Origin of the sequence: Roseibacillus ishigakijimensis (genome assembly GCF_016595415.1) — a bacterium.
Classification (GTDB): Bacteria; Verrucomicrobiota; Verrucomicrobiia; order Verrucomicrobiales; family Akkermansiaceae; genus Roseibacillus; species Roseibacillus ishigakijimensis.
This window is the reverse complement of the sequence record NZ_JAENIO010000018.1, coordinates 57,422-74,944: the sequence shown is the minus strand read 5'-3', so window position 1 is coordinate 74,944 and position 17,523 is coordinate 57,422. Positions and strand designations below refer to the sequence as shown.

At 61.7% G+C, this 17,523-nt stretch carries 16 protein-coding genes; 3 read left to right on the top strand and 13 right to left on the bottom strand.

What is annotated here, in order from left to right:
* The first annotated feature begins 240 nt into the window (after positions 1-240).
* Together JIN78_RS08845 and JIN78_RS08840 are read left to right on the top strand one after the other, a co-directional pair.
* The gene (locus JIN78_RS08845; protein ID WP_200391598.1) at positions 241-2,598 is read left to right on the top strand and encodes a DUF2357 domain-containing protein; all 2,358 of its coding nucleotides are present in this window, start codon (positions 241-243) and stop codon (positions 2,596-2,598) included.
* A gap of 99 nt (positions 2,599-2,697) precedes the next feature.
* Positions 2,698-3,117, top strand: a complete 420-nt coding sequence (locus JIN78_RS08840; protein ID WP_200391597.1) for a beta/alpha barrel domain-containing protein — start codon at positions 2,698-2,700, stop codon at positions 3,115-3,117.
* A gap of 206 nt (positions 3,118-3,323) precedes the next feature.
* On the opposite strand, the gene JIN78_RS08835 is transcribed toward JIN78_RS08840, so the two are convergent.
* Genes JIN78_RS08835 through JIN78_RS08810 form a run of 6 tightly spaced genes read right to left on the bottom strand, consistent with a single transcriptional unit; the run spans position 3,324 to position 10,124 of the window.
* Positions 3,324-4,787, bottom strand: a complete 1,464-nt coding sequence (locus tag JIN78_RS08835) for a sensor histidine kinase (RefSeq protein WP_200391596.1) — start codon at positions 4,785-4,787, stop codon at positions 3,324-3,326.
* Entirely contained in the window at positions 4,784-5,434 is a 651-nt protein-coding gene (locus JIN78_RS08830; RefSeq protein WP_200391595.1) for a response regulator transcription factor, read from the bottom strand. The genes JIN78_RS08835 and JIN78_RS08830 overlap by 4 nt, the downstream gene beginning before the upstream one ends.
* 12 nt (positions 5,435-5,446) lie before the next feature.
* On the bottom strand, positions 5,447-6,664 hold the full coding sequence (locus tag JIN78_RS08825; protein ID WP_200391601.1) for an ABC transporter permease: 1,218 nt from the start codon (positions 6,662-6,664) through the stop codon (positions 5,447-5,449).
* Between the two features lie 18 nt (positions 6,665-6,682).
* Positions 6,683-7,369 carry an ABC transporter ATP-binding protein gene (locus JIN78_RS08820; protein ID WP_200391594.1) on the bottom strand — a complete coding sequence of 229 codons (687 nt, stop codon included), beginning with the start codon at positions 7,367-7,369 and terminating at the stop codon, positions 6,683-6,685.
* Complete coding sequence (locus JIN78_RS08815) at positions 7,366-8,673, bottom strand: efflux RND transporter periplasmic adaptor subunit (protein ID WP_200391593.1); 1,308 nt, start codon at positions 8,671-8,673, stop codon at positions 7,366-7,368. The genes JIN78_RS08820 and JIN78_RS08815 overlap by 4 nt, the downstream gene beginning before the upstream one ends.
* Before the next feature lie 59 nt (positions 8,674-8,732).
* Positions 8,733-10,124, bottom strand: a complete 1,392-nt coding sequence (locus JIN78_RS08810) for an efflux transporter outer membrane subunit (RefSeq protein ID WP_200391592.1) — start codon at positions 10,122-10,124, stop codon at positions 8,733-8,735.
* A 224-nt stretch (positions 10,125-10,348) separates the two neighbouring features.
* Here JIN78_RS08810 and tsaA point away from each other — a divergent pair, with 224 nt between their 5' ends.
* Positions 10,349-11,035 carry a tRNA (N6-threonylcarbamoyladenosine(37)-N6)-methyltransferase TrmO gene (tsaA, locus tag JIN78_RS08805; RefSeq protein ID WP_200391591.1) on the top strand — a complete coding sequence of 229 codons (687 nt, stop codon included), beginning with the start codon at positions 10,349-10,351 and terminating at the stop codon, positions 11,033-11,035.
* A gap of 160 nt (positions 11,036-11,195) precedes the next feature.
* Here the strand turns inward: tsaA and JIN78_RS08800 are convergent, their stop codons facing one another.
* From JIN78_RS08800 to JIN78_RS08770, 7 genes are all read right to left on the bottom strand, one after another.
* On the bottom strand, positions 11,196-11,798 hold the full coding sequence (locus JIN78_RS08800; RefSeq protein WP_200391590.1) for a hypothetical protein: 603 nt from the start codon (positions 11,796-11,798) through the stop codon (positions 11,196-11,198).
* 4 nt (positions 11,799-11,802) lie between these two features.
* Positions 11,803-12,960 (bottom strand): AAA family ATPase, encoded by a 1,158-nt coding sequence (locus JIN78_RS08795; RefSeq protein WP_200391589.1) that lies wholly within the window; start codon positions 12,958-12,960, stop codon positions 11,803-11,805.
* Between the two features lie 110 nt (positions 12,961-13,070).
* Positions 13,071-14,447 (bottom strand): tetratricopeptide repeat protein, encoded by a 1,377-nt coding sequence (locus tag JIN78_RS08790; protein ID WP_200391588.1) that lies wholly within the window; start codon positions 14,445-14,447, stop codon positions 13,071-13,073.
* On the bottom strand, positions 14,444-15,211 hold the full coding sequence (locus tag JIN78_RS08785; RefSeq protein ID WP_200391587.1) for an energy transducer TonB family protein: 768 nt from the start codon (positions 15,209-15,211) through the stop codon (positions 14,444-14,446). The genes JIN78_RS08790 and JIN78_RS08785 overlap by 4 nt, the downstream gene beginning before the upstream one ends.
* 16 nt (positions 15,212-15,227) lie before the next feature.
* Complete coding sequence (locus JIN78_RS08780; protein ID WP_200391586.1) at positions 15,228-15,638, bottom strand: ExbD/TolR family protein; 411 nt, start codon at positions 15,636-15,638, stop codon at positions 15,228-15,230.
* Positions 15,635-16,183, bottom strand: a complete 549-nt coding sequence (locus tag JIN78_RS08775) for a MotA/TolQ/ExbB proton channel family protein (RefSeq protein ID WP_200391585.1) — start codon at positions 16,181-16,183, stop codon at positions 15,635-15,637. Before JIN78_RS08775 ends, JIN78_RS08780 begins: the two co-directional genes overlap by 4 nt.
* Complete coding sequence (locus tag JIN78_RS08770; RefSeq protein WP_200391584.1) at positions 16,180-17,523, bottom strand: MotA/TolQ/ExbB proton channel family protein; 1,344 nt, start codon at positions 17,521-17,523, stop codon at positions 16,180-16,182. The genes JIN78_RS08775 and JIN78_RS08770 overlap by 4 nt, the downstream gene beginning before the upstream one ends.

Below are 17,523 nucleotides of genomic sequence, written 5' to 3'. Positions count from 1 at the left end.
CTTAACAATCCCCACCTCAAGGCCAAGGACCGCAACGAGTTTCTCGCTTGGCTCAAATCGCCTTTTCACCCCTCAATTTTTGTCGTGTAGTGTGGGAAAAGATAATGAGGGAGCCAAGATAGGTGAGGTTAAGTTTATAGAAGGAGAGGCTGTTTTCAAAAAGTCTTCGCGCAAATTGAATGCCATGATCACGACTTTGCAGGATGAGCAGTTCGTGAGCTACATCCAATAGATAGTCTGATGAGTGTGGGTTTCGATAAGCTGTTTCTGCCGCTGGTTGGGGGTGGCTCATTGGTGCTTTTAGAGGCTGGTTCGCGGGTGTCTTTTAGTGGGGCTGATTGTGGACCGGAGGGGCTGCCTTTCGGTTGGCAAGGAAGGCCGATGGGCAAAGAAAGAGAGAAATTACCACCTTTTCAGCTCAAGGAATGCGGAGGGCAGGAGGTCATCCGTGTGTTGGAGACGGCACGGTATCGCTGGCGGCTGGTGGACTTGCCGGCACAAAGCCGACTGAAGGTGAAGAGTAGCTTGGAGGATCGAAGGGCGGAGCGCTGGTCATTGACGCAGGACGATGCCGGCAATCTGGAAGAGGGAACCTTTCAGGTGGTCAATTATCTGGGGCGAGCCCGCTTTACTTTCGAGTGTAAAGGCGACGTGGTTCTAGATGTTCCTTTAGAAGTCATTTCGCGAAAGTTGGACTATGATGCCGAATACCGTCTGATGACCGAGGATGTGGCGAGTTTTTGCGAACAGTTGTTGCTCCAGTGGAGTGCCGCGACTTCGCTCCGGTTTTCTTCCAATCCAATGGAACGTTCGCGATTGTTGCTAGAGCGCTATCTCTTTTTGAAAGGTTTCCTGACGGAGGAGCGGCTGGTCTTGTTGATGGAAGCGATTGAGCGGAATCCGCATCATGAGCTGCGACGGGAGCACGAGTGGAAAGCTGTGGCACTGGCTCGTGGAACCGCGCATCTGTCCCACCCCTCGTCTATGCTCCGGGACTGGAGACGGCTCGGTTCTGGCCGAGTCGGAGTGCCCGGCGAAGTCCTTGAGCTTAGAAAGCGGGAAAGTCGCGATACTGAGCCGAACCGCTTCGTAAAGTTCGCACTCGAGCAATTTCGCAGCCTTTGCTTGGAAGTTGGAGAGCAGTTCTCTGAAAAGTTGTCCCTACGGCAGGAGGCGGAAGAATTGCGGATGCGCTTGGACGAGGTGTTGGGGCGGAGGTTTTTTCTGGGTTTGGGCCGAATGAAACGCCTGCCCTTGGACAGCCAGACTTTACAAAAGCGGGAGGGGTATCGGGAGGTCTTGCGGGGATGGATCCTCACTGATGCAGCAGCGAGCCTAAATTGGGAAGGGAATGAAGAGTGTTTCGAAGGGGCTTCCCGTCGTGTGGATCTGCTCTACGAGTATTGGATCTTCATCCGCTTACATCACCTCTTACAAGGGATCGCAGGTATGGAGCTGCTGCCTGGAGAGGGCAAACCGGAGGACTTTATTGCGGAAAGTGCGGGACAGGTGGAAATTCGTTTGCGGAGCGGGCGTCATTCGCGGGTCGCATTTCTCTGGGAGGGAAAGCTGCGGGTTGAGCTGCATTACGAGCGTGCCTTCACGGGAGGAACGGGAGTTCTGCAGCAGGGTTCGTATTCGCGGAGTTTCCGTCCGGACTACACTTTGAGTATTTTTCCGAGTCAATGGTCTGAGGAGGAAGCGCAACAGAAGGGTCAATTGGCCCACCTTCATCTGGATGCTAAATATCGCATACAGCAGGTTTCAGAGGTTTTTGGAAATGCCAATGAAGACCTCGATGAGGAAAAAAGGGAATCAAAAGCAACTGCTACCTATAAGCGGACCGATCTTCTCAAGATGCACACCTACAATGATGCTCTACGAGATAGTATTGGCTCCTACGTGCTCTATCCGGGTACAGAAAGGCCTACTCGATTGCCTAAATTCCACGAAATCGCGCCGGGTGTGGGAGCTTACGTAATGAAGCCGGGAAGTGATGAGCAAATGGCAAGGTTTCAGTCTTTTTTAGAAGAGATTTTTGAGCATCAGGCCGACCGGTTCACTCAGTATCGCTATCTTGCGGATACTGAGAACGAAACTGTGCGCGAGGATTCCCGGGTGGAGGAAGGACAAATCAGCTATCGCGTCGCACGGAAAGATGCTGAGTGTGTGTTGTTGTGGTTGAGAGAAGAAAATAAAGACTGGTCAAAGAAATATGGGTTAGCCTTCTGTCAGGCAGATATCGATGAGGGTGTGGAGATAGATCTCGGTGTGGAAGTTGGAAGTGAGTTTATCCCTTGCTCTGGTGGAAGAGGACAAGCGCTAGTGGGATTAGGTTGGCGGGCCAAAGTGCGAGCCGTCCGCTACCTTTCTCTGTCAAAGTTGCTCTGTTATTTGAAAACCAGGAATATCGAGCCTCCAAGGCCTCCAAAAAGCGCAAAGGCTTATCTACTCTTCGAGTTCGATGAAGTTTGTGAGTTTGCGTCATTGCAGCTGGGCGAGATTCACAAAGAGCATAGACAAGGGTCTCGGTATATGCCCGTCAGAGTTAAATGGATTCAAGTTCTTGCAGCTCAGAAGAAAGAGGGGTATATATAATGGTAGGCTTGGCAGCGTCATTGTTCCTTACAGGGGCATCTAAAACGGCGTTGAGTTTATAGGGGCTGGGGAGGTGGGTGGTGGTAGGATGACGGGACGATGAGCTTTTTTGATCTTCTTTTTCCAGAATGGGCGGCGGCCACTCACTTGCGCACTTTGACCGAGCAGAATCGTTTGCCGCAGTCGCAAGCCCGGCTTTCCGAGGCGCGGGCGCAGAGACTGGCGCAGGCTTCGCGGCGGGATTTGGAACAAGGGGTGAAAGCTCTCGAGCAGGAACTGGGTCAGGCGGCGTTGGTGATGGAGGCGCTGCTGGAGAAGCTGGCGGAGAAGCTGACGGAGAAGCTGACGGAGAAGGATCTGGCCAGTCGCGGGGAGATGATGGACTGGGTGCGAGAGATCGATGCGCGGGATGGGTGTGTCGATGGACGCATGAGCCCTCCGAAAGCGGAGCCTTTCGAGCCGCGGCGCAGTTGGGAGGAAGCGCGGAAGGCGAAGTTGATTTCTCCAGAGGAAGGGTGAGGGCAAGGGGGACGGGGCAGTGGGCCAAGCGGGACGCTTGGGGAGACGAGAACCCAAACGGGACGTTTAGGCCACGCGCCGGGGGATGGTGGTGGCTGGGTGGCCCGCTTTTTGATCAAAGCGGCTTCGCCGAGGGGTGGGGGTGAAGTGGTCCCCTTCCCATTGGCCGTTGATTGAGAGCTTTATTGATGGAGGGGAGGTGGGCTTTATTCTCGGTGTTCGCTTGATGGATTCAAGGGCTCTGCGGTTGGAGGGGGGAGGGGGAGGGTGAAGCGGGCGGTGGTGCCTGCCTGGGGGGAGCTGGTGAGGGTGAGCTCGCCCCCGAGCTTGCGTGCGGCAGCTTGTGCGATGGCGAGTCCCAGGCCGCTGTGCTCACTGCTGTGACTGCGGGCCTTGTCCACTTGATAGAATCGTTCACAGAGATGGGGGAGGTGCTCGGGGGGGATGCCGGGGCCCTGGTCGTGGACTTCGAGGTGGGCCTGCCCGTCTCGCTGATAGGTGCGGAGGGTGACCGGGGTGCCGGCGGGGGGGTGGCTGAGGGCGTTGGAAAGGAGGGTCTGGACGAGGGTCTCCAGCTCGGCGCGCACGGCGGGGACCTCTACGGTTTGCAGGTCCTGAGTGAGGGGGGCGTGGTTTTTCTCTGCGAGGGGTTGCAGTTGCCGGGCGGCTTCGGCCACGGTTTCGGCCAGGTTGCAGGGTTCTTTGTCCTCGCTGGGGAGGTCTTCGCGGGCGAGGGCGAGGAGGGATTCCACGAGGCGACGCATGCGGGTGGCGGCGGTCTGGCAATGGCTCAGGATAGCGCGGTAGGACTCGGCTTCGCGTTCCCGGCGCAGTCCGCGCTGGGTCTCGGAGAGGATGATGCTGAGGGGGGTGCGGAGCTCGTGGGAGGCATCGGCGGTGAAGCGTTTCTGCCGCTCGAGGGAGTCGGCGAGCTGGTCGAAGGTGCCGTTGAGGACGTTGGCGAGGCGGGTGAGCTCGCTGTCGTCTTCGCGCACCTGGATGCGTTCCGCGAGATTGCCGGCGGCGATGCGGGAGGCGGTTTGGGAAATGTCGTCAATGGGCTTGAGGGCGCGGCCGACCAGCCACCAGCCCCCGGCGAGAGCGGCGAGGAAGAGGCCGGCCCCGCCGCTGGCGAGGAGGAAGCGGAAGCGGGTGAGGGCGGTCAATTCCGGCGAGATATCGCGTCCGACGAGGATGAGCCCGGAGGGGTGGTCGCGGAGCAGCCAGCGCAGGGAGCCGGTGCGGTGGTTCTGCCATCCCTCGGTTTTTTGTGGCTGGCGGGGGTGGACCAGGGAGGGGGGCGCGTTTTGCGAAGCGTAAAGGATGTCGCCGTTCTGGTCCCAGAAGATGAGGAAGGGCTCTTGCGCGTTGTCGGTGAAGAGATGTTGGAAGGAGGGGGGGAGGGAGCCCTGGCGCTGGGGGAACTCGCGAAGAATCTGTTGGAAGTGCTCCCGCGAAGGCGGGGTCTGCTCGTCCTCGAGCCACTCGGGGGCGAGGCCGTGCCTCACGAAGGAGCGCTCGAAGGAGCGGAGGTCGGCATCGAGGGTGGCCACGCGCTCGCGGGTGAGGAGGCGGTCGGCGAGCAGGCAGGCGGCCACGATGAGGGCGAGGGAGATGAGGGCGTGCCAGAGTTGCAGCCGCCAGCGCAGGGAGTGGAAGGGGACTTTCATGGCAGGCAGTAGCCGTGGCCCCGGCGGGTGGTGATGAAGTCGGCGCCGAGCTTTTTGCGCACATTGGAGACATGGACGTCGAGGAGATTGGAGAGGCTGTCCTCGGTTTCGTCGAAGAGGTGTTCGTAGAGTTCGCGGCGGCTGACCACGGTGCCTCGTTGCAGGGCGAGGTGCTCCACGAGGGCGTATTCGCGCGGGGTGAGCGGGATGTCCGCGTGGTCCCGGCTAAGGGTGCGGGTGGCGAGATTGAGGGTGATTGGTCCGAGGGCGAGGGTGTTGGAGCCTTGCCCGCGATGGCGGCGGATGAGGGCCCGCAGGCGGGCGAGGAGCTCTTCGTAGTCGAAGGGCTTGGTCAGGTAATCGTCGGCGCCGGCGTCGAGGCCGTGGACCCGGTCGGGCACGGCATCGCGGGCCGTCAGCATGAGGACGGGGGTAAGCTTTTGCGGGCGGAGGCGGGCGAGGACTTCCCAGCCGTCGAGAGCCGGCAGCATGCCATCGAGGATGATGGCGTCGTAATCGATTTCGCGGGCCATCCGCAGGCCTTCGCGGCCGTCGTCGGCGGTGTCCACGGCATAGTTTTCCTCCCGCAGGCTTTCGCTGAGGCTGAGGGAGAGGAGGGTATCGTCTTCGACTAAAAGCAGGCGCATGGCAGGGGGAAGTTATTCGTGGCGGAGAGCGTCGATGGGGTCGAGCTTGGAGGCCCGGCGGGCGGGCATGAAGCCAAAAAGGACGCCGATAGAGGCGGAGAAGGCGAAGGAGACCAGATTGATGCGGGGATCAAAGACGAAAGGCACGGCCACGACCTCGGCGAGAAAGGTGCAGAGGGCGAAGGCGAGGAGGATGCCGGCCAGCCCGCCGGCACAGGAGAGGGTGATGGCCTCGACGAGGAATTGCAGCAGAACCTCGCGGGCCCGGGCGCCGATGGCGAGGCGGATGCCAATCTCGCGGGTGCGCTCGGTGACCGAGACCAGCATGATATTCATGATGCCGATGCCTCCCACCAGCATGCTGACCCCGGCCACTGCCCCGAGGAGGGTGGTCATCACCCGGGTGGAAGAGCTGACTGTTTCCGCGATTTCCTGAGTATCGATGACGGAGAAGTCGTCCTCCTCATTGGAGGCGAGATTGCGGCGCTCCCGCATCAGCGCGGTCACGTCGGCTGTGATTTGGTCGGTGGACCAGCCCTCCTGCGCGGAGAGTTGGATTTGCCCGATGCTCTGGTGGGAGGTGCGACCGACGAGGCGGCGCTGAAGGGTCGTCAGCGGCACGATGATGGTATCGTCCTGATCGCGTCCGAAGCCGGAGCTGCCTTTGGCCTGCAGGACGCCGATGACCTGGATGGAGGCCTTGCCTACCCGGATGCTCGCGCCCAGGGGTTCCTCCTTGCCAAAGAGTTCCTGGCGGGTGGTCTCGCCGATGACGCCGACGGCGGCTCCGGATTGGTAATCTTCATCGTTGAAAAAGCGGCCTGAGGAAAGGGACCAATTGCTGATGGCGAAGTAGTCGCTGGTCGTTCCGGTCACCTCGCCACTACGGGCTTGGTCGCGATAGATGGCGCTGGTGGCGGTGGAGGCCACCGGGGCGACGGCCTGCAGGCCCGGCACCTGAGCGGAGAGGGCGGCGGCATCGCTCTCCGCGAAGTTGGGCACGCCCGCTCGCGAGCGTCCCGGGCCGAAGCCTGCCCCGGGCCGGAGCACGAGGAGGTTGCTGCCCAGACCGGAGATTTGGTCCTTGATGGTGGCGGTGGCCCCTTGGCCAAGGGTGACCATGGTGATAACGGCGGCGACGCCGATGACGACGCCTAGCACGGTGAGCACGGCCCGGGTCAAGTTGCGGCGAATCTCGCGCAAGGCGATGACGAAGGCATTCCAGAGCATGGTAATCATAGGGGTGAATCAGGAGGTGAGGTCGGATGCGAGGAGACCGTCGCGGACGGTGATCTGGCGGCGGGCGAAGGCGGCCACTTCGTCTTCGTGAGTGACCATCAGGATGGAAATGCCCTGGTCGGCATTGAGCCGCACGAGAAGTTCCATGATTTCTTCCGTGGTGCGGGTATCGAGATTTCCGGTGGGTTCGTCGGCGAAGAGAGTGCCGGGTGAGGTGACGAGGGCGCGCGCGATGGCGACCCGCTGCTGCTGCCCGCCGGAGAGCTCGGCGGGTGTGTTGCGGAATTTGTCGGCCAGCCCCACTTGGGCGAGAGCTTGCAGCGCGAGCTCCCGGCGCTGGCGGCGCGAGTGGCCGCGATAGAGCAGGGGGAGTTCCACATTCTCCAGGGCCGAGGTGCGGGCCAGGAGATTGAAGCCTTGGAAAATGAAGCCGAGGGCGTGGCGGCGGAGCAGGGAGCGCTGGTCGGCCGTGAGCCTTTCCACCGCGATGCCCTCGAAGTGATAGCGGCCCGAGGTGGCGGTATCGAGACAGCCGAGCAGGTTCATGAGAGTGGACTTGCCCGAGCCACTGGGACCCCTCACGGCCACGAACTCGCCTTTCGCAATGGTAAGGTCGATGCCCCGGAGGGCTTGGAAGGTGGCGGGCCCAACCCCGTAGGTCTTGGTGAGGCCTTGCAAAGTGATGAGGGGTTTCATGACTGGTTGGGGGAGTAGGAGGAGATGATCACGGCCTCGCCGGCGTGGAGGTCGGGGGCTGTAATCCCGGTGTGGCGGCCATCGCTGAGGCCTGTCTCCACCAGGATGGGGACGGGACGGCCATCGCGCAGGACCCAGACTCGATCGGGTTTTGCCGAGCCCGGGGCGGGTTCTTCACCCGGCGGGCGGCGTCCGCTCCCGTTGCCCCGGCGGGGAGGGCCGGGAGTGAGGCTCTGCACGAGGGATTTTTTGGGCTCGGCTCCCTCTCCCGCAGGAGCGGTCTGCGAGGGATCGAAGCGGAGGGCGGTATTGGGCACCAGCAGCACGTCCTCGGCCTCTGCCACCGCGATGGTGGCCGTGGCCGTCATGCCCGGGCGCAGACTGAGGTCCTCATTGGTCACGCTGAGCTCGGTCTCGTAGGTGACCACATTGTCAGTGACCTCGGAGCCAAAGGAGACTTTTTCCACCTCGGCCGAGAAGGTGCGCTTGGGCCAGGCATCGACGGTAAAAGTGGCCCGCTGCCTGGTGGCCACCCGGCCAATATCGGCCTCCGCCACTGCTACCACGAGGTTCATCGTGGAAAGGTCTTCCGCGATGACGAAGAGCTCGGGAGCCTGGAACTGCGCGGCGACGGTCTGGCCCACCTCGATGCTGCGGGTCAGCACCACGCCATCGACGGGGGAGTGGAGCACGCCCTTCTTGAGGTCGCTTTCGTTGGAAATGAGATTGGCCTGGGCCTGCGCCACCTGGGCTTGTGCGGCTTCGAGATCCGCCTGCGCGCGAGCCACCGTGGCCTGGGCGGCATCGAGGTCGGCTTGGGAGGGGCTGCGGCCCGCGCTCACTTCATGGAGCTTCTGCAAGCGGGCGAGGTTGGCCCGGGCTTCCTGTAGAGACGCTTGCGCCTGACTGACGGAGGCATTGGCCGCGCGCAGGGAAGCGCGCGAAATCTCGGTTTGCTGGGCGAGTTTGGTGGTGTCGAGCTTGGCCAGGGGCTGCCCCTTGGTGACCTCGTCATTGATATCGACGTAGACCTCCGCCACCGTGCCGGAGATTTCACTACCGATGGTGACCTCATTGAGAGGCTCCAGCGTGCCCGTGGTGGTGATGGTGAGGGCCACGGCACCCCGTCGGATGGATTCGGTGGCGAAGGTGGGGTCGAGGTCATTTCGTTCCTCGCGCTGGCGGAGCCAGAGAATAACCCCGGCGGCGAGCAGGAGGAGGACGAGCAAGGTGAACCAACGGCCCCGGGAGTGGGAGCGCTGGGCAGAGGCCATGATGTCGGCCAGATCGTTTTCGTTTTTCATAAGGAAGCGAGAGGTGAAGCGGGGGATAAAGAGAAGGAAGATTCAGGTTGAGTGGCAGGCTACCAACCGCCCCCGAAGGCCCGGTAGAGCTCGACATGGGCGCTGGCGTATTCCAGCTCCGTGCTGGCCAGCTGACGTTGCAGGGAGATTTCATTGCGCTGGGTGTCGAGCACCTGGGTGATGTCGATGACCCCGGCTTCATACTTTTGCGCGGCGAGTTCGGCGGCCTGGCGGGCATGGGTGACCGCGCTTTCCAGATCGGCGATTTGCTCCTCGCTGTGGCGGCAGGCCAGAAGGGCATCCGTCACCTCCGAGAGCGCGGTCAGGAGAGCCGTGCGGTAGCTGTGAAAGGCCTGCTCCTCGGCCGCGCTCTGGCCTTCGATTTGGCTGCGGATGCGTCCCGCGTCGAAGAGCGGGCCCATCACCCCGGCGATGAGGTTGCCTGCCAGGGCCTGGGGATTGAAGAGTTGGCCGAGGCCGGAAGAGTTCACCCCCAGGCTGCCGGAGAGAGTGAGAGAGGGAAATTGTCCGGTGGCCAGCGCTTCCGTTTGCGCAATGGCCTGCAGCCAGCGAAAGCCCGCCGCGCGCACATCGGGGCGCTGGCGAATGGTGTCGGCGGGGATGTCTTGCGCGAGATTGCCCTGGGGGAGAGGTAGCGCCCGGCCTTGGGAAAGGGTTAATTTGCCGGGCTCCTGGCCGGTGAGAAGGGTCAGGCGGTTGCGCAGTTGTTCCGTGCTTTGTTGCAAAGCGGTCTGGGAGGCCCGCGAGCTGGCGAGGGCGGATTGTGCTTGGTCGGACGCGAGGGAATCGCTTTGCCCGGCCTCGTGCCGCCAGCGGGCCAGTTGGGTGGTTTCCTCCTGCGAGCGAATGCTCTCCCGCACCAGTTGGAGGTCTTTCTCGGCGGCCCGGAGCTGCAGGTAGGCGAGGGCGGTTTCCGCCGCGAGGGAGGCTTGCGCGGCGTTGAGATTGGCCTCGGCCACCCGGAGGCCTGACTGGGCGCTCTCGACCTGCCATTGGTTTTTTCCCAAGTAATCCACTTCCCAGCTGGCGGAGAGATTAGCGGTGAAGGATTGCCGGGTGGTGTCGGCTTCTTTGCTCCAGGTGCGCTCGGCACCGCCATTGCTGGAGAAGTCGAGGGAAGGGAAGAGACTGGCGCGGGAGACCTCGCGTTGGGCCCGGGCCTCGCGAACGGCGGCCGCGGCCGCAGCGAGATCGGGATGCTTTTGCAAAGCCAGGTGAATGAGCTGGGAAAGCTCTGGATCTTGAAAGGAGCGCCACCAGCTTTGCAAGGCGGGAGTGCCGCTCTGGCCGTCCCACCAATGCAAAGCCAGGGCAGTTTCGTTGGTTCCGGCGCTCCGGGCAGTGGCAGCAGGGGAGGAAGCCGGGTCCAGGGACGGGGCCGCACAGGAGGCGAGGAGGAGAAGAGGGAGAGAGCTCCAAAGCGTTTTCATGCCCGCATCCTGCCAGCGCGAACCTTTAGAGAAGGTGAAGAGAGAGGATTTTTGGGTAAAAAAAGGGTCTCTGCCCAATGGACGGGTAGAAGAGGGCTGGCCGATTCTCCGGGAGTTTCTTCAAAAAAGTGCTCATCTTCCTCTCGGTCCAGCCGCAGAATTTGCCAGCAGACAGCCGGGCTTTTTCGTTTCATCGCTTGGAAACCGGCTGCTAGGGTGAGGCGATGGCGGATGACTCGTCTTTAATCATGCAACCCATCGGGTATCTGCACTCCCCTTGGCGGGAAAAATTCGGGGTGCCCCGGCAGCCGGGGCTCATTCCGGAAGCCTGGGGGGAGGTGGAGTTTTTGCCAGAATTCGCGGCCGTCGAGGCCCGCGAGGGCTTGGAGGGTTTTACTCATCTCTGGGTCACCTTTCTTTTTGACCAAGTCGCACCGGAGCAGACCCGTCTGCGGGTGCGGCCTCCCCGACTGGGGGGGAATGAGAAGGTGGGAGTCTTCGCCACCCGTTCGCCCTTTCGGCCCAATCGCCTCGGCCTCTCGCTCTGCGAGATCGAAACGGTCTTTCCGGTGCTGCGCCTGCGGGGGGTGGATATTGTGGACGGCACGCCCATTCTCGATTTGCGGCCGTATATTCCCTACGTCGATTCTGTTCCCGAGGCCGAGGCGGGCTTTGCCCGGGTGCCTCCGGAGCGGGATGAGGTCGCGATTGCGGAGGGGGTGCGGGCGGAGTGGGAGGGCCTGTCGGATGAGGAGCAGAGGCTTTTGCAAGGGATGATCGCGCTGCGACCGGGACCGGCTTATCAGGCGGGCGAGGAGCGCACCTACCGCGCCAGCGTGGGTGACCACGAGGTGGCCTGGCAAGCCACGGCGACAGGCGCGCTTGTGACCGAGCTACGAAATATTTCGTAATTTATTCAAGTGTCAGGGAGCCACCGTGCGGGCGCGCGCGATGTTTTCCAAGGCGGAGAGGTAGTCGCGCACGCTGCATGTATTTTCGTGATAATTGATTTTCTGTAAATAATTTGAGAATTAGGGTGATTTGGAGGCGAGTTTCTTTGGAGCCTGTTTGCTAACGCAATGTTTGTTCAAGTTCACGCAAGCGAATCATCAGTTTTTGGAGGCTTGGACAGCGGCCTGCTGCTTCGGACAAGTCCCAATTCTCGGCCACGAATTTTGCGAGGGCTCCGTTGTAGTCCGGACCTTGGACCGGGCCATGGGCTTCTTGGGTGACAAGGTCTTCTCGAATTTTGCGATGGCGGCTGCGTCGGGCGGCCTTTAGAAGCTCCAGCTTGGGATCCGGTAGCATCTCGCAATCTTCGGGAAGAAGGTTGGCGGAAATGCCGAGGAACTGGCTGAAGTTCGCGGTATCCGCCAACAACCAAGCTTCGACCTCCCGCACCGCGACTCGGAGGAGGAAATGAGGATGTCGCATTTGCCCGTTCATCCAATTGGCAATCAGTTCTGGGGCGCAAGGTCCGTCGTCGAGGTCGGTCAACATCACGTAAGGCATTCCCTGCGCGGAGAGGTTCAGGGCGGGAGCAATCTTCTTGAGGTAGCCAAAACCGCCCCGGCTAAGGGTCGTGGCGTGGGTCAATCCGCATTCGGAAAAGCAACGGAGCAGAATGGCCTCGCTGAGCTTGTCTTCGACCGCGCAATGAACAGGGATAGGCATCATTCTACTCGAAGAGAGAGAGTTGTTGCAGATTGCCTGGCCTGGTGCGGGGAAGAACTGAATCTGCCGGAGAAAGTCCGTTCTGGAGAAGGGTCCTTAGTTCCGGGATGTCGGCCACATTGCTCACCTTGGTCCCTTCTCCCTGAGAGGGCTCGAGAATAAGTATTTCAGACGGGCGAATCCCTTTGTCGCTGAGCATCTCGTAGCTGTGGGTGGAAACAAACAATTGCCGCTTGGTCTTGGTCTCCCTCTGCACCCGCCACATTAAGGAAGGTAGTTCCCGGATGATGTCGGAGTGTAGCGAGACTTCTGGTTCTTCCAAGAGCAAGAGCGAGCGGCCGTCCAGCAGTGACCAGAGGAGGCCGATGAGGCGGAGCGTGCCGTCGGAGAATTGGTCCTCGCGTTGGCGGGCACCATTGGGTCGCCAATGACGGTAGGTTGCCTCCAGGTGAGGCTGACCGGTGATTTCGTCACGCACATCCAAGAGATCCTTGAACTCAGGAACGGCGACTTGGAGGGCTCTCTCGATTTTGCGAAGGCGCGACCGACGGGTTTTTTCCGTTGTCTCCATCATGCGTTGGAGGAAGCGGACGCCAAAGGGGTCGTGGCCATTTCCCTCACGGCTCGCTAAGGTTGGGAACTTGAGAAGCTGGGGGACGAGGTGAAGGTAATTGGTTTGTTGAAAGATGGAGGCCAGAGGGCGGAAGTCTTTGTTGAGGCTGATTTGCTCCAGCCAAGTTTGAGTGAGGCGCTCGGGGTCGGAGCGGTCGTTCGGGTCTGGTCGGTCGCAAAGGGTCTTGCCATTGAGGGTTACCTTTTCCGCAGCGATGATGGGCCGATGATGCCCCCGCTGTTCTTGGCTGATAGCGATGTGGTAGGTCCACCGATCGTCTGTGTCAGGGTCGTGGAGCTCCACCCCGATTTCTATCTTGGGGTTGCTGCGGGCGAAGAGGGAGCGAAGCTTCTTCATTGTGCCTCGTGATTCCACCGCCTGTTGCAGGCCTCCATCGGACTTGGCCAAATCCTTTAAAAATAAAAAGACATCAAGGAGGTTCGATTTTCCGGCTGCATTGGGTCCCACCAAGAATAGCCGTTCGCTCAGAGGAACGTCTACTTTCGTGAAGTTGCGCCAATTTCTGACGGTGAGATGGCGGAAGTGCATGGGCAAAACTACCTCGAACCGCCAGGGAGGTCGAGTTTGTCGATCACTGTTGTCGCGCGGGCGGGGATTCCCTCACCTTGGTGGAACCCTTCTCCAAGCCGAACGGAGCGCTACTGAGCCACCGTGCGGGCGCGCACGATGTTTTCCAAGGCGGAGAGGTAGTCGCGCACGCTGGGGTCGTCGTTGATCGCAAGGTAGTCCTTCAGCACGGGAATGGCTTGCTCGTGCTCTTGGAGGGCGACGTGGGTCTGCACCTTGGCCAGCATGGCTTGGGGCGAGTGCGAGCCCTCGGCGTGAATGGCTTGCTCGAAGGTGAGGAGGGCGGCGCGGTTCTCACCTGCTTCCACTTGCTGTTGCCCGAGGAGGAGGAGGGAGTGGGAGTCGGTGGGATTGGCGGTGACCAGCTCGCGCAAGAGGGCGAGTCCTTCTTCCTTTTGGCTGGCCGCGTCTTCGCCGCCTTCTCCGGCTTGGGCGAGGAGGAGCTGGGCTTGCAGGCGGCGGTGGGTGGTGCTCTGGGCGGGGGAAAGTTCGTCGGTCTTGACGAGTTCGTGCAGTTCTCCTGCCAGCGCGCGGTGACCACTTTCCAAGCTGAAGCGGACGGCATTGAGGGCGGCGGGGTGATTGGTGAAGCTGGCTGCTCCGATGACGTCTTTGAGCACGCTGGCTCCCTGCAGGGGATTGCCGTGATTGAGCAGGAGGGTGCCGAGGAGAATCTCATAATCGGCGTCGAGGGCCTCTTTGCGGCGCAGGACTTCCAGCTTGGCGAGGGCCTTCCCGGGTTGACCCAGTTCATTGTGCAGAAGGGCGATCTGCAGGTGCACGAGGTCGCTTTTTTCCTCCAGGCTCTCGTAGTGGGCGAGGGCCTCGGCGGAGCGGTTGAGCTGTTGCAGGGAGTGGGCCACGCCGATTTTCCACTCGGTGGTCTCGGGTTGGGTGACGAGGGCCTGGCGGAAGGAGAGGAGAGCGGCTTCGGGCTGCCCTTTTTGCTGGAAGCAGTGGCCGAGGAGGCCGTGCACGGAGCCATCGCCGCCGCCGAGGCGGACTGTTTCCAAAAGATGATCGTAGGCCTCGTCCACTTCGCCTTCGCGGAAGAGGGCGTAGGCGAGGTTCTGGTGGGCGCGGCGGAAGGAGGGGAGTTCTTTGATGGCCTTGCGGTAGTAGACGATCGCCTCCTCCAGGCGGCCATTCTCGCTGAGCACGTTGGCGAGATTGAACTGCACGGCGGGGGAGGTGTTTACCAGAGGGCTGGCCTTGAGCTTGTTGATGGTGTTGGTGCGTTGTCCGGTGGACATCAGGGACTGGATGTCGCGGAGGAGGCCGCGCTCTTCGCTGGTCAGCACGGGCTCGATATTGGCATTGATGCGGTAGGAGCCGTTGAATTCCTTGAGGAAGGCGGGGTCCTGCCAATAGGACTGGGAGAGGGGCATCTGGGGGGCGGCGAAGGCCCCGGTGGCCAACAGGGAGAGGGCGAGGAAAAGTCGGGTCATGGCTTTTTCAGGTGATAAGTTTTATAGAAGCGGGCTTTCACGGGTTTGCCGCCGCGGGTGGGGGAGGTGAAGCGGCTGCCACGGGCGATCTTGCTGGCGGCACTGCTCAAGGCGGAATCGGTGGAAGAGACCACGCTGAGGACTTTGACGCGGCCGGAGGTGGAGATTTCGATATAGAGCTTCACAGTGCCGGAGGTGCCGCGGGCGGAGGAGGGCCAGCGGAATTTGCCCGTGTAGCGCTCGCGGGGGAGGCTGTCGAGTTCGCCCGCCGAGTAGTAGGACTTGGTGACTTCCACCGGCTTGGGGGCGGGCCGGGGGGAGGGCTTGGGAGTTGGCTTGGTGTAGGTGCGGGTGGGTGCGGGGGTGGATTTGCGCGGAGTGGGCTTGGGCTTGGCCACCGGCTTGGGCTTGGGTTTGGGTTTTGGAAGGGCCGGCATGGGAGCGGGGGCCATCTCGGTCTGGAAGTTCTGGATGGGGGTGGTCAAGGGCACCTCGCTGATGGCCAACGCGATCTCGGGAGTGTCGGGGGTGACGACGTCCTGCAGTTCGATCTTGGGTGTGGGCGGGGGAGGGAGGTCCTCACTGGTTTGCTCCTCTGGCTCGGAGAGTTCTGGTGGTGGGGGGGGAGGGGCCAGTTCGATCACTTCCACCTCGGTGAGCTCGATGGTCTCGGGAGGCTCGACGGAGAAAATGCGGGAGGCGGCGAGGAGGACCGCAAGGAGGAGGGTGACGACGAGACCAGTGAGGGAGGAGCGGAGGAGCATGGGGAATATTCCTTTCTTACTTTTGGGTGGCGATGGAGACCGAGCTGGCCCCGGCCAGGTTGGCGGCGTTGATCACCTTGGTGATGCCTTCGGCCTGGGAGGCGGTGTCGCAAATGAGAATGACGGGGATGGGATCGCCGCCGTCCTGCACGCCGGAGATCACGCTTTCGATGCCATCGAAGCCGATGTTGCGACCGCCGTAGTAGACCTGGCCCTGATCGGTGAGAGCGAGCATCACGGAATCGCGGTCGAGGGATTTGGCGGAGGCGACCTGGGGCGGGCGGTTCACTTCCACGCCGACCTCTTTGTTGAAGACGGTGGTGACGATGAAGAAAATGACGAGGATGAAAACGATGTCGATGAGGGGAGAGATATCGATTTGGGTTTCCCCTTCTTCGCTTTCGGAAAATCGGCGGGAATACTTCATGGCTGGGGTGTTTTTAGTTGGACCACGGTCTGGCAGGCGTGCTGTTCCAGGGTGTGGTGGACGTGGGCGAGTTGACTCTTCAGGAGGGCAAAGATGAGGGTGGCGGGGATGGCGATGAGCAGGCCGGCCTGGGTGGTGAGGAGGGCCTCGGAGATGCCGGAGGAAATGGCGTCGATGGGCTTGGCCGCGTGCTGGGAAGCCATGCCGGAAAAGGTGCTGAGCATGCCGGAAACCGTGCCGAGAAGCCCGGCGAGGGGAGCCAGCGCACAGAGGACGGAGAGGACGGGGATGCGGCGGCGCACCCAGGCGAGCTTGTCGAGCTCGAAGAGGGCGACATCGCAGCGGACCTCCTCTTCGCAACGTTCGTGGGCCAGGGTGAGGTCGAGGCCTTTGATGGCCTTTTTCACTTCAAAGAGCCCCAGCCAAGTGGAGGTCAGGATGCTGTAAAGGACGATGCAAAGCAGGAGAAGCAGCCACAGAATGGGCCCGCCCTGGTCGAGGACGGACTGCAATTCGAGGGGGAGCTTTTGCAGGATGGAGGTCATCGCTGTTTGCGCAAGTGGTTCAGGAAACACAGCGTCATGCGCTCGGTATTCTGTTCGATGCCCTTGGCTTTGCGGGCGAGCAGGGCGTGGGCCATGAAGGCCGGGATGGCCACCGAGAGGCCGAAGAGGGTGGTGATGAGGGCCTCGGAGATGCCGCCCGAGATGGACTGGGCTTCCCCCGTGCCTTCCACCGCAATCACGCGGAAGGTGCGGATAAGACCGGAGACGGTGCCGAGGAGGCCGAGGAGGGGAGCGGTGGCGGCGGTGACGGCGATGAAGGGCAGCCAGCGGCGGAGATGCTCCTTCACCGTGATCATGTGTTCGAAGAGAATGTCCTCCGCGATTTCGAGATTGCTCCCGGCCACCTCCATGGCGGCGGGCAGCACTCGGCGGATGGGGTGTTGGGCTTCCCGGGCCCGGGCGACCGCCTCCTCAGTGCGCCCGTTTTGGAAGAGGGAGACCACTTCTTGCAGCCAGGTCTCGCCGGGCTCTTGCACCTGACGGAGTTCGAGGAATTTGCGCACCGCGCAGAAGAGGGCTCCGGCGGCGAGGAGGAGGATGGGGTAGACCCAGGCTCCACCCTTCTTGATGAGGTCGAGCGGGCCGGAGCGAATGGCGGCGAGGGCGCGGGCCTTGCCGCCGGTGATGTCGAGGGTGGCGGTGGCTTCTTCCCCTTTTTGCAGGGCGAGCGCCGTCTTTTGGTCACCGGAATCGAGGGTGGCAACTTGACCGGACTTCGAAATTGTGTAGCTGCCGGCTTGGGATTTGTCAGCGGAGACGAACCAGCGGGCGGGACCGAATTCGATGGCTTCACCGGAGACGATTTCGGCCTCGTCAGTGGTGACCTCCGCCGGGGTGGTGCGTCCGCCGAGGGCGTCTTCCAACCGATCGAGACCGAGTTCGAGTAAGGCCAGTCGCTCGGTTAGAGCGCTACTGGGATCCTCGTTTTGGTTGAAAGCGCTCTCGAGGCGGGGGTCGGCGGGCTCGCCGGGCAGGTGACGGGTTTGCAGCTGGATGCCATAGCCACGCAGAGTTTCATTGAGAGCTTCCACCGCGCCGGTGGAAGCGAAGTCCTTGTTGCGCAGCGAGCGGAGAAAGGCTTCGTTATCGGCCTGGGTGCGGCGGGCGATGCTGGCCTGGCGACGCTTGACGAGGAGCTCGTTCTGCTTCTCGGTGAGGGTGGCCCCCAGTGCTTGTTTGGCTTCCGCGGTCTCTTCGCGTTGGGCGAGGAGGCGTTCCTGGGCGGAGGCGAGGTCGCTTTGCACCTCGCTGGTGAGCTGGCTTTGGGCGGTGGCCCAGTGCGTGGCGAGGAGAAAGAGGCAAATTTTGGAAACGGACAT

What these genes read in the sequence shown, in the direction of transcription:
- JIN78_RS08845 (WP_200391598.1), top strand. Translation starts at nt 241, where the DNA reads ATGAGTGTGGGTTTCGATAAGCTGTTTCTGCCGCTGGTTGGGGGTGGC.
- JIN78_RS08840 (WP_200391597.1), top strand. Translation starts at nt 2,698, where the DNA reads ATGAGCTTTTTTGATCTTCTTTTTCCAGAATGGGCGGCGGCCACTCAC.
- JIN78_RS08835 (WP_200391596.1), bottom strand. Translation starts at nt 4,787, where the DNA reads ATGAAAGTCCCCTTCCACTCCCTGCGCTGGCGGCTGCAACTCTGGCAC.
- JIN78_RS08830 (WP_200391595.1), bottom strand. Translation starts at nt 5,434, where the DNA reads ATGCGCCTGCTTTTAGTCGAAGACGATACCCTCCTCTCCCTCAGCCTC.
- JIN78_RS08825 (WP_200391601.1), bottom strand. Translation starts at nt 6,664, where the DNA reads ATGCTCTGGAATGCCTTCGTCATCGCCTTGCGCGAGATTCGCCGCAAC.
- JIN78_RS08820 (WP_200391594.1), bottom strand. Translation starts at nt 7,369, where the DNA reads ATGAAACCCCTCATCACTTTGCAAGGCCTCACCAAGACCTACGGGGTT.
- JIN78_RS08815 (WP_200391593.1), bottom strand. Translation starts at nt 8,673, where the DNA reads ATGAAAAACGAAAACGATCTGGCCGACATCATGGCCTCTGCCCAGCGC.
- JIN78_RS08810 (WP_200391592.1), bottom strand. Translation starts at nt 10,124, where the DNA reads ATGAAAACGCTTTGGAGCTCTCTCCCTCTTCTCCTCCTCGCCTCCTGT.
- tsaA (WP_200391591.1), top strand. Translation starts at nt 10,349, where the DNA reads ATGGCGGATGACTCGTCTTTAATCATGCAACCCATCGGGTATCTGCAC.
- JIN78_RS08800 (WP_200391590.1), bottom strand. Translation starts at nt 11,798, where the DNA reads ATGCCTATCCCTGTTCATTGCGCGGTCGAAGACAAGCTCAGCGAGGCC.
- JIN78_RS08795 (WP_200391589.1), bottom strand. Translation starts at nt 12,960, where the DNA reads ATGCACTTCCGCCATCTCACCGTCAGAAATTGGCGCAACTTCACGAAA.
- JIN78_RS08790 (WP_200391588.1), bottom strand. Translation starts at nt 14,447, where the DNA reads ATGACCCGACTTTTCCTCGCCCTCTCCCTGTTGGCCACCGGGGCCTTC.
- JIN78_RS08785 (WP_200391587.1), bottom strand. Translation starts at nt 15,211, where the DNA reads ATGCTCCTCCGCTCCTCCCTCACTGGTCTCGTCGTCACCCTCCTCCTT.
- JIN78_RS08780 (WP_200391586.1), bottom strand. Translation starts at nt 15,638, where the DNA reads ATGAAGTATTCCCGCCGATTTTCCGAAAGCGAAGAAGGGGAAACCCAA.
- JIN78_RS08775 (WP_200391585.1), bottom strand. Translation starts at nt 16,183, where the DNA reads ATGACCTCCATCCTGCAAAAGCTCCCCCTCGAATTGCAGTCCGTCCTC.
- JIN78_RS08770 (WP_200391584.1), bottom strand. Translation starts at nt 17,523, where the DNA reads ATGTCCGTTTCCAAAATTTGCCTCTTTCTCCTCGCCACGCACTGGGCC.